Below are 10,013 nucleotides of genomic sequence, written 5' to 3'. Positions count from 1 at the left end.
CCCGGGGACAGGAGATCGACCGCAGGACGCCTTCCGGGCGAATCCTGCCGTACTAGGGTCTGTCCGGCGGATCAGGCCGCAGACGTGGGGTGCGGCACGCGCTCCCCCAGAGGCGTTGTCGTCACTCGCCGACGTCCCCCCAGCCTTCGGCCGGGGGTGCCCCCACGGTGACGGGGGTGCCCCGCGCGAGCCTGACAGGTACTTGGCGGCCGCCGGGATCGCCGTACGGAGTCCGGTGCGCGGGGATGCCGCGCACCGGCCGCTCCTGCGAGTTCCGCCCGCGGCGGGCGGGCCGGTTTGGGTCGGCGTCCACGGGGCAGCCGTACCAACCGGCAGCAGGGAGGCGCCGTGACCAACCCGGAGCCGGCATCGCACGAGGTGCCGTCCTCATGAACGACGCACCGTCCGTGCCCTTCGTCCACTCCGCCCTCTTCCACGGCGACGAGGACGAGTACCTGGCCGGGACGGTGCCCTTCGTCCAGGGCGCGCTGGCCGCCGGAGAACCGGTCGCCGTCGCCGTGCCCGGCGAGCACCTCCGGCTCGTCCGCGACGCGCTGGGCGCCGACGCCGACCTCGTGCGCTTCTTCGACATGGGGGAGGTGGGCCGCAACCCCGGCCGGATCCTCCCCGGCGTGCTGCACGCCTTCGCCGACGCCCAGCCGCCCGACCGCCGGGTCCGCATCGTCGCGGAATCGGTCTGGCCCGGCCGTACCGCCGCCGAGTACCCGGCCTGCGTCCAGCTGGAGGCCCTGGTCAACGCTGCGTTCCGGGACCGTGGGATGACCGTCCTGTGCCCGTACGACACCGCCCGCCTGGATTCCCGTGCCGTGGCCGACGCCCACGCCACCCACCCGATGTACCGCAGCCCCGGCTCGCCCGAACCGCACACCAGCGCCGCCTACGGCCCCGAGGCCGTCTTCGCCCGCTACAACCGGCCGCTGCCGCCCGCCCCCTCCGTCGCCTTCGCCTTCGACGCCGGCTCCCTCTCCACCGCCCGCCACCTCGCCACGGGTGAGGCGGCCCGCCTCGGCCTCACCGGCACCCGCCTGCACGACCTCGCCCTGATCACCGCCGAGCTGACCACCAACAGCGTGGTGCACGGCGGTGGTTCGGGCACCTTGTGGGTGTGGGCGGAGGGGGAGTACGTGGTGTGCGAGGTGGCGGACAAGGGGCACCTGGCCGACCCGCTGGCAGGGCGCCGTCCCGCGACCAGGGACCAGCGGGGCGGGCGGGGGCTGCTGCTGGTGAACCTGGTGGCGGACCTGGTGCGCGTGCACACGGGGACGGCCGGGACGACGATCAGATGCCTGCTACGGCTGGGAAGTTGACGACCGGGCCGGCTCGGCCCGCCGGTAGTGGCTAGGCGGCCAGCGGATTCAGCACCAGTGGCTCGATGCGGCCCTCCAGCATCGCCCCGATGCCCTGGACGACGCACACGTCCGGCCGCTCCGCGATGTGCACCGGCATACCGGTGGCCTGCCGCAGCAACTGGTCGAAACCGGGGAGCAGCGCCGAGCCGCCGACCATCATGATCCCGCGGTCGGCGAGATCGGCGACCAGGTCCGGCGGGCAGTCCCGCAGCACCTTGCCGATCCCGTCCAGCACCCCGGTGAGCGGCGTCTGGATGGCATCGCGTACGGCGGCGGTGTCGACCTGCACGCTGCGGGCGAGGCCGGTGGCCACGTCCCGCCCGTGGATCTCGGTGGAGGCCGGGCCGTGCGGGGTGAGGCCGTTCCCGGACAGGGCGAGCTGCAGGGGCCGTACCGACTGGCTCGGCAGCATCAGCTCGTGCTCGTGCCGCAGATGCTGCACGATCGCGCGGTCCACGGCCTCGCCGCCGACGGGCAGCCGCTCCGCGCACACGATCGACCCGAGGGAGAGCACCGCGACCTGCGTCGCGGCGGCCCCGCAGACCAGGATCATGGTCGCCTCGGGCCGCTCCACCGGCATCCCGCACCCCACCGCGGCGGCGATCAGCGTGTCGACCAGCTCCACCCTCCTCGCCCCCAGCCCCACCAGCGTCTCGATGGTCGCCCGCTGGGCCAGCGGGTCGGCGTCGTGCGGGGTGCAGGCCGCCGCACGCAGCCGGGGCTTGCGGCGCAGGGAGCGGCGGATCTTGTCGCCGAGGAGATGACGCAGCATCCGCTGGGCCATCTCGATGTCGACGACGGTACCGCCGGAGATGGGGCGTACGACGCGGATGTAGTCGGGCGTCCGGCCCGTCATCTTCTCCGCGAACTCGCCGACGGCGATCAGGCCGCCGGTACGGGTGTTCACGGCGGCCACGGAAGGCTGGTCGACGACCAGGCCCATGCCCTTCACGTACACCCGGGTGCGGGCGGCTCCCAGATCGACGGCGAAATGGCAGCGGCGCAACTGCTCCAGACTGACGGTCACGGCAGATCCTCCCGAGTGCGCGGGCCGTACGGGGTGGTACCGCCGGTCGGCGGCCTGCTTCGCATCCTCCGGGGGATTCCGACGGCGCGCCTTCGGGAGGGGGCCGGGTGGGGCGCGGCTGAATGGGGGGTTTCCCGGCTACAGGTGCGGGCGGCTTTCAGCAGGGGGCGGAGGCCGGGTTCGCCGCCGACGTGGAAGAACGGGACGCCGGCTTGCCGGGCCGCCACCCGCTCGGCTTCGGTGACGCCGGCCATCAGGCATTTCGAGGGGCGGACGCCGAGGTGGGCCAGGGCCTGCTCGACGGAGGCTTCGTGCTGCTCGAAGGCGTAGAGGGTGTTGAGCGGATGCGTGGCGTCGGGGCCCGCACCGGGTGGGCAGGGCGGTCAGGAGGAGCCGATGGAAGTCCTCGCGGGCGGGGTGCGCCCGCAGAGGGGCGGTGAGGTGGAGGGGCGCTCGCTCGTACGCGCTGAGATCCAGGCACCGTGCGGGGGGCGACGAGGAAGCCCGCCCCGGACACCGTGCCCCCGCACTCGATCCGGGCGTGCCAGGCAGCGCGGCTCATGTCGCGTCGGCAGCTCCGGAGGCCCAGCTCAGCCGTACGACCAACTGGCCCTCGGCGGCGCCCTTGGCGATCACGGCGCCCGCCTCCGCGGTCAGTTTCACCCCGAACTCCAGCTCCACCGAGTCGGGCCGCAGCGTGCCGTCCCGGAAGACCCGCAGCGCGGACTGGGCGGCCGCCCGCACCCCGTCCAGGGCACCCTCGAAGGAGCGGGCCGCCTGCGCCGCCGGTCCCGTACCGCCGTCGCGGGACACCGGACGGCTGCCGGGGACGCCGTCGGCCGACTCGACGAGGACGACAGCACCGTCCTCGGTCTTGAACTCCATCATTCTCGCCATGGCGCCCTGGCCTCCCCCGCGTCATCGACCCCGTAACCGGTCCATTGTCGCCGAAGGCGAGGCCCCTTGTCCCGGTGCCATCGCGGAAACCCGCCCGGGCACCTTCCCGCCGGCACCGCTCAACACCCGTGCAACACAAGCACCGTGACACTCTTCGAGGCACTCGGCGCACCTGATCGCACCCTTCGAGAAGAGGCGTGGACGAGAAGACGACGAACCGTCGGGCGCGGGGCGACCCTCCTGTCCGCGGGCCTCGTGATCGGCCGCTCCCGGCGACGGCGACGGCGACAGCCACGGCAGCCGCAGCTGCCGGCTCGTCCGCGAGCGTCACGACCGTCACGACCGTCACCCTGGTCACCGGCGACAAGGTCACCTTCACCGACGTGGGACGGGGCAAGAAATTGACTCAGCGCTGGGGGTGACCCACTATGCCTCGGATCACCCCCAGCTCCACCAGGTCCTGCGGCCGGATCCGCAGCTCGTCGGCGGTGGCCTCGACCTCCTGCGGGGGCCGTTTGAGGATCGCCGCCGCCAGCTCCGGGGCGATGACGGAGAAGTAACTGTCGGGCGTGGCCCAGGTGTTGCCGGGTGCGGCCAGCGCAAGCGCCCCGCCCGAGCCGCCCTCGCCGATGACCAAAGTGGTGATCGGCGTCCGGGCCGCCGCCACCGCGCCGAACAGCTCCGCGATCGCCGCGCCCGCACCCTGCCGTTCCGCCTCGGCGTCATTGGCGGCGCCCGGGGTGTCGACGAGGGTCAGCACGGGGATCCCGAGCCGGTCGGCGAGCCGTATCAGACGGGTGGCGGTCCGGTACCCGGCGGGACGGGTCGCCGTGCCCGTCTGCGCGGCGAAGGCGACGGTACGGCCGTCCCGCTCGCCGAACCCGCACAGCATCCCGCCCGGATCCGCGCCGCCGCACCGGTCGCCGACGAGGACGGCCCGGCGGTCACCGAAGCAGGCGTCCAAGTAGGCCTGGGCGCGGGGGCGGCGCGGAGCGCGGGCGCGCTGGACGGCCTGCCAGCCGGTGGCGGGCAGTCCGGTGTCACCGAGGGCGGCCGGCGGGTCGACGGGGGTGGCGGACGGTGCGGTCAGCAGCCGCAGCCACAGCCCGAGCGACGCCTTCAGCTCTTCCAGCGGCACCACGGCGTCCGCCGCCCCCGCCGTGAGCTGTCCCTGGGCCGTGTACGCCGCCGGGTCCGCGTCCGGCGGGCGGACCCGGGAGCCCGCGAAGCCCACCTGCGCCCCGGGCAGCGCCAGGATCACATCGGCACCGGCGCCCAGGGTGGCCCAGCCGCCGCCGGTCGTCGGATCACGCAGGACCGCGATCTGCGCCAGCCCCGCCTCCCGGGTGAGCGCCGACTGCCGGGCCACCCGCTGGAGTTGGGACAGGGCGAGCATGCCCTCCTGCATCCGGCTGCCGCCGGTGGCGACCAGCGGGACGACCGGGAGCCGGTGGGCGCGGGCATGCGCGTACGCCGCCTCCAGCCGATCCCCGGTCCGCTCGCCCAGCGAGCCGCCGAGGAACCCGAACTCGAACACGATCAGCACGGCCGCGGTGCCCTCGACACGCGCGGTGCCGACGACGACGGACTCCTCCTCGCCGGTGCGCTCGGCGGCGCGGGCGCGCGAGGCGTCGTAACCCTGCCAGCCGAGGGGCCCGTCGGGCCGGGACTCCCTTGTCGGGTAGGGGAGTTCGGTGAAGGTGCCGGGGTCGGCGACGAAGTCGAGGAACTGCCGGGCGGAGAGCCGTACCGGCCAGTTCTCAGACACCCAGGGCCCGCTTCATGATCTTCCCCATGTCGTTGCGGGGGAGGGCGTCCAGGTAACGGACGACACGCGGGCGCTTGTGCGGGGCGAGCCGAGCGGCGACATGGTCCGCCAACTCCCGTTCCCCGGGCGGGGACTGCGGATCCGCCGGGACGATCCAGGCGACGATCCGCTCGCCCAGGTCCGCGTCCGGCTCCCCGGTGACGGCGGCCTCCCGTACGCCGGGACACTCCAGGAGCGCGTTCTCGATCTCACCGGCCCCGATCTTGTAACCGCCGCTCTTGATCAGGTCGGTGGCCTTGCGGCCGACGATCCGCACGTAGCCGTCCGGTTCGCGCACGGCCATGTCGCCGGTCCGGAACCAGCCGTCGGCGGTGAAGGCGGCGGCGGTGGCGTCGGGCCGGTTGAGGTACTCGGTGAACAGGTTTGGGCCGCGCACCTGGATCTCCCCGACGGTCTCCCCGTCGAACGTAGCGATCGGTGACCCGTCCTCCTCCACCAGCCGCAGCTCCACACCCGGCAGCGGCACCCCCACGGTCCCCGCCCGGGCCTGACCGTCCGCGCGCACACTGGTGTTCATCAGTGTCTCCGTCATGCCGTACCGCTCGATGACCCGCCGCCCGGTGGCGGCCGCGATCCGCTCGTGGTCGTGGACGGGCAGCGCGGCCGAGCCGGAGACCAGCAGCCGGGCCCGGCCGAGGGCCTTCGCCAGCCCGGGGTCGGTGGGCAGGGCCTCGGCGATGCGGTGGTACATGGTCGGGACGCCGAACAGCATGGTCGCGCCGCCGGTCAGCTCGCGGGTCACGCCGGCGGTGTCGAACCGCCCGAGGTGCCGGACGGAGCCGCCGCGCCGCAGCGGCCCGAGGATCCCCAGCACCAGCCCGTGCACATGGAACAACGGCAGCCCGTGCACCAGCACATCGTCCCCGGTCCACTGCCAGGCGTCGGCGAGCGCGTCCAGGGTCGCGGCGAGCGCGCGGCGCGGGATGACGGCGCCCTTGGGCGGGCCGGTGGTGCCGGAGGTGTAGACGACGAGGGCCGGGTCGGCCTCGGTGGCGCGGTCCTCGGGGACCGGCCCGACGGCCCGCACGTCGACGTCGATACGCGGCAGGCCGGCGACGGCTGCGGGGAGTTCGGCCCCCGGGGCGGCCAGTACCGCGGCCGGCGCGCTGTCGGAGAGGATGTGCGCGAGTTCCTTGTCGCCCGACTTGGGGTTGAGCGGCACGGCGGCCCGGCCGGCGAGCAGGGTGCCGACGACGGCGACGGCCGTCTCCAGTTCCGGGGTCGCCCACACGGCGATCCGGTCGGCGTCCCGGACACGGCCGGCGAGGGCGCCCGCGGCGGCGGCGAGCTGCCTGTACGTCAACGACCGTTCGCCGAACCGCAGGGCGACCCTCCCCCGGACTTCGTCCGGGGGGACCCCCGTCTCGCTGCGCTCGCCCGGACCGTCCACCAGGGCCGGAAACAGAAGGGACACGCGACGACTCCTCACCGGTCGGAACCTCGACAGCCCCTTCCTACACCAGGCATCGCGCTCGGAGGCCGTCCCACCCGCACTCCGGCCACCGGCCTTGATCACAGCCGGGCCGCCCTGAGGGTCGCGACGACCGTGCTCAGGTCGGGGGCGAGCCGGATCTCTGTCGCCCGCAGGTCGGGGTGTTCCAGCCAGTGCAGGCGGGCCCGGTCCGGCTTGCCCTCGTGCAGGGGCGGCCACCCGGGTGTCGGGGTGAAGTCGTCGATGACGACCGTGCCGCCGGGGGTGAGGAGGTGCTCCACGGCTGCGGGGTGATCGCCGGGTGCCTTGCCCTGGCCGCCGCCGTCGAGGACCAGCAGGTCGAACGGTCCGTAGGCCTCGATGTCCCGCCAGTCGCCATGGACCACCGTCACCTCGGGGTGCGCCTCGAAGACCCCGGCGGCCACACGGGCCCGCTCCGCGTCCCGCTCGACACTGAAGAGCCGCACATCTGTCCGGGCCCCGGAGGCCAGCCAGGCCAGGCCTACTCCCAACCCCGTCCCGGTCTCCCCGATCCGCCCGGACACCCCACCGGCGAGCACCTGCAGCAGTCGCCCCTGCTCGGGCCGACAGGAGTAGGGGAAGCCCTGGGCACGGGCGGCGTCGACGGCACGCCGGACGAGGGGCGGGAGTCCGGGAAGGTCGGCGTGGGCGTTGGTGCCGAGTTCGGTCATGCCCGACTTTCCATCGAACGAGGGCCCTTCCGCAGCCCCTTGTCCGGCCGAGACCTACGGGCGGGCGGGGAGCACGACCTCGGCGATGACGACGCTCACGTTGTCAGGACCGCCCACTGAATTCGCCTCGTCGACCAATCCCCGCACCACATCCCCCAACTCGCGCCCACCCCGCACCAACTCCCGGATCCGTGCGTCGGAAACCACCCTGGTCAGCCCGTCCGAGCACAGCAGATACCGGTCGCCGTCCCGAGCCTCGTGCAGTTTCAGATCCGGCGCGGTCGGCTCACCTCCCGACAGTGCCTTGGCCAGCAGCATCCGCTGCGGGTGGCTTTCGGCCTCCTCCGGTGTCAGCCGGCCCTCGTCGATCAGCGACTGCACCACACTGTGGTCGTGCGTGATCCGGAACAGCTCCCCGTCCCGCAGCAGATACGCCCGCGAGTCCCCGATGTGCACCAGTGCCAGCCGGGACCCGGTCCACAGCAGCGCGGTGAGCGTCGTACCGACGTCCGTCCTCCCCTCCGCCACGCCCCGCACCGCCTCGTCCGCGGAACGCACCGCGTCCTCAAGGAGGTTCAGCAGGTTCCCCGTCGAAAGCTCCGCGTCCTCCAGGGACTTCAGTGCCGCCACGGCGGCGGCACTGGCCTGGGCCCCGCCCTCCCCGCATCCGTCGGCGACGGCCAGCAGCCGGGGCCCCGCGTACACGGTGTCCTGGTTGGCCGGCCGGACATGCCCCCGGTCCGAGTGGGCGGCGTAACGCAACTCCAGCATCTTCGTCGTTTCCCTTCTCGACTCTCCGGACAGGTGGTCGACGAGGAACGCGGCCAGGTCCCGTCGTACGGCGGTCTCCGCCTCGACCCGGGCCCAGTACGCCCGGATCTCCCGAGCGGCCCGGCCGGCCGGCAACCCGCACACCTCGCGGATCAGCGCCAACGGCATCCCCAGCCGCCGTAGCCAGGCCACCAGCCGGGCTGGTTCGAGCTGCTCGGCCGCGTAGTACCGGTAGCCGGTGTCCGGGTCGACCCGGGCGGGCCTCAGCAGGTCCAGCTCGTCGTACAGCCGCAGGGCCTTCGGCGACAGCCGGCAGGCCTTCGCGAAGGCGCCGATGGTCAGCCACTTCATGCCGTACCTCGTGTTCCTCGACGTCTGCCACCGATGCTGGGGCTTCACCGAAGGTGAAGGTCAACAGGGCGGACGCGGTTGCGGTACGGCCGGTGCGGATGGCTAGCCTGCGGTGGAAGGGAAGCCAGCCGTCACCAGGACACGTCAAGGGAGCCCGCCGTGCCCCGAACAGCCCTCGCCACCTACGATCCCGGCGCGAAGCCGAGCAAGGACCAGGACCTGCCGGTGCTGCTGCGTGCGCTGGCCGTCGCGGGGGCGGATGCCGTCGCCCGTCCCTGGGACGATCCCGACGTGGAGTGGGGCGCCTTCGACCTGGTCGTCATCCGCTCCACCTGGGACTACAGCTGGCGCACGGAGGAGTTCCTGCCGTGGGTGGAGCGGGTGGGGAAGGTGACCCGGATCGCGAATCCGGCCGCCGTGGTCCGCTGGAACACGGACAAGCGGTATCTCGGAGATCTCGCGGCGGACGGTGTGCCCGTCGTGCCGACCCGGTATCTCGCGCCGGGCGATCCGGTCGAGCTGCCGTCGGACGGCGACTTCGTCGTCAAGCCCACCTTCGGCGCCGGCGCCCGGTTCGCCGCCCGCTACACACCCGACGAGCACGGGACGGCCGTACGGCACCTGGCCCGGATGCACGAGGAGGGGCTGACCGCGATGGTCCAGCCCTACGTCTCCGGGATCGACGTCAGCGGTGAGCGGGCGCTGCAGTTCTTCGGCGGGCGGCTGCTGCACGCCAGCCGCAAGCGGGCCGTCCTCGCCCCGGGCACGGCGTTCGACGCGGACAAGGTCGCCCACCCCGACCTGGAGCGGTGGGACCCGACCCCCGCCGAACTCGCCGTCGCGGAGCGTGCGTTGGCCGCGGTACCGGAGGCGCCCGAGCTGCTGTACGCCCGGGTGGACCTGGTCGACGGGGCGGACGGGCGGCCGCAGGTGATGGAGCTGGAGCTGGTCGAGCCGAACCTGTTCCTGTTCCTGCACCCAGGGTCGGTGGATGCCGTGGTGGCGGCGATCCTCAGCGCGGCCGGTCGATGACCGCCGTGCGCTGCAGCAGGCCCCAGGTGAACTCGGCGACCACCTGACGGCCGTCCGGCACCTTGAAGGTCAGGCCCCAGCGGGTCGGGGCCGTGCCCTCCAGCGGGCGGGCGGGGGCGAAGGCGCGGGCGGCCTCGTCGACCGTGCAGGACCAGGGGGTGAGGTCGTCGAGGGTCTCCAGCCTGGGGGCTGGGGCGCCGGGGGCGCGGACCAGCCACTCGTTCCAGACCGCGCCCCCGGGGCCGACCAGCACCTCGAAGCGGAGGGTGGGCCAGAGGGGGAGGGGCCACTGCCAGGCCGTGCACTCCAGGTCGCCGACGGTGCGTTCGGTCTCGGAGTCGGGCGGCCCGAGGACCGAGCGGTAGCGAGCGGCCGCGGCGCGGGAACGGGGCGAGCGGACCATCGCCTGCCAACGCTTGTTGGCCTCGCGCATGTCCGCGATCGACGCGCCCAGTGCACGCCGGGCGTCCTCGACCAGGCCCGGGTTGTGGTCGGCCATACGGCGCAGCAGCACCAGCTGGAAGTCCAGTCGCATGCCACCCATGGTGCACATGCGGTGCACATCGTTGTGACCGGCTGGTTCCCGGCCATTGCCCGGGCAATCCTCGATGGC

General features: G+C 73.6%; 9 protein-coding genes. 2 read left to right on the top strand and 7 right to left on the bottom strand.

Translation table 11 applies throughout. The annotated features are described in order from the left end of the window. Positions 1–389: 389 nt before the first annotated feature. Entirely contained in the window at positions 390–1,328 is a 939-nt protein-coding gene (locus tag ABTY98_RS00960) for an anti-sigma factor RsbA family regulatory protein (RefSeq protein WP_352218717.1), read from the top strand. Between the two features lie 31 nt (positions 1,329–1,359). On the opposite strand, the gene ABTY98_RS00955 is transcribed toward ABTY98_RS00960, so the two are convergent. From ABTY98_RS00955 to ABTY98_RS00930, 6 genes are all read right to left on the bottom strand, one after another. Beyond that, entirely contained in the window at positions 1,360–2,397 is a 1,038-nt protein-coding gene (locus tag ABTY98_RS00955) for a rod shape-determining protein (RefSeq protein ID WP_352218716.1), read from the bottom strand. A gap of 558 nt (positions 2,398–2,955) precedes the next feature. Further along, on the bottom strand, positions 2,956–3,294 hold the full coding sequence (locus ABTY98_RS00950) for a CU044_2847 family protein (RefSeq protein ID WP_352218715.1): 339 nt from the start codon (positions 3,292–3,294) through the stop codon (positions 2,956–2,958). A 406-nt stretch (positions 3,295–3,700) separates the two neighbouring features. Continuing rightward, positions 3,701–5,062 carry a carboxyl transferase domain-containing protein gene (locus ABTY98_RS00945; RefSeq protein ID WP_352218714.1) on the bottom strand — a complete coding sequence of 454 codons (1,362 nt, stop codon included), beginning with the start codon at positions 5,060–5,062 and terminating at the stop codon, positions 3,701–3,703. Then, positions 5,055–6,536: an acyl-CoA synthetase gene (locus ABTY98_RS00940; protein WP_352218713.1), complete on the bottom strand. Its 1,482-nt coding sequence runs from the start codon at positions 6,534–6,536 to the stop codon at positions 5,055–5,057. Before ABTY98_RS00940 ends, ABTY98_RS00945 begins: the two co-directional genes overlap by 8 nt. A 98-nt stretch (positions 6,537–6,634) precedes the next feature. Next, positions 6,635–7,246 carry an O-methyltransferase gene (locus ABTY98_RS00935; protein WP_352218712.1) on the bottom strand — a complete coding sequence of 204 codons (612 nt, stop codon included), beginning with the start codon at positions 7,244–7,246 and terminating at the stop codon, positions 6,635–6,637. Between the two features lie 54 nt (positions 7,247–7,300). After that, complete coding sequence (locus ABTY98_RS00930) at positions 7,301–8,368, bottom strand: MerR family transcriptional regulator (RefSeq protein WP_352218711.1); 1,068 nt, start codon at positions 8,366–8,368, stop codon at positions 7,301–7,303. Positions 8,369–8,527: 159 nt separating this feature from the next. Between ABTY98_RS00930 and ABTY98_RS00925 the strand changes: the two genes are divergently transcribed. Then, complete coding sequence (locus tag ABTY98_RS00925; protein WP_352218710.1) at positions 8,528–9,400, top strand: ATP-grasp domain-containing protein; 873 nt, start codon at positions 8,528–8,530, stop codon at positions 9,398–9,400. Here the strand turns inward: ABTY98_RS00925 and ABTY98_RS00920 are convergent. After that, entirely contained in the window at positions 9,381–9,944 is a 564-nt protein-coding gene (locus ABTY98_RS00920) for a hypothetical protein (protein ID WP_502994108.1), read from the bottom strand. The two genes, ABTY98_RS00925 and ABTY98_RS00920, sit on opposite strands and share 20 nt — an antisense overlap. Positions 9,945–10,013 lie beyond the last annotated feature (69 nt).

Origin of the sequence: Streptomyces sp. NPDC096040, assembly GCF_040303265.1 — a bacterium.
Taxonomy (GTDB): Bacteria; Actinomycetota; Actinomycetes; order Streptomycetales; family Streptomycetaceae; genus Streptomyces.
The sequence above is the reverse complement of the archived record's forward strand: the minus strand, read 5'-3'. Positions and strand labels throughout refer to the sequence as shown.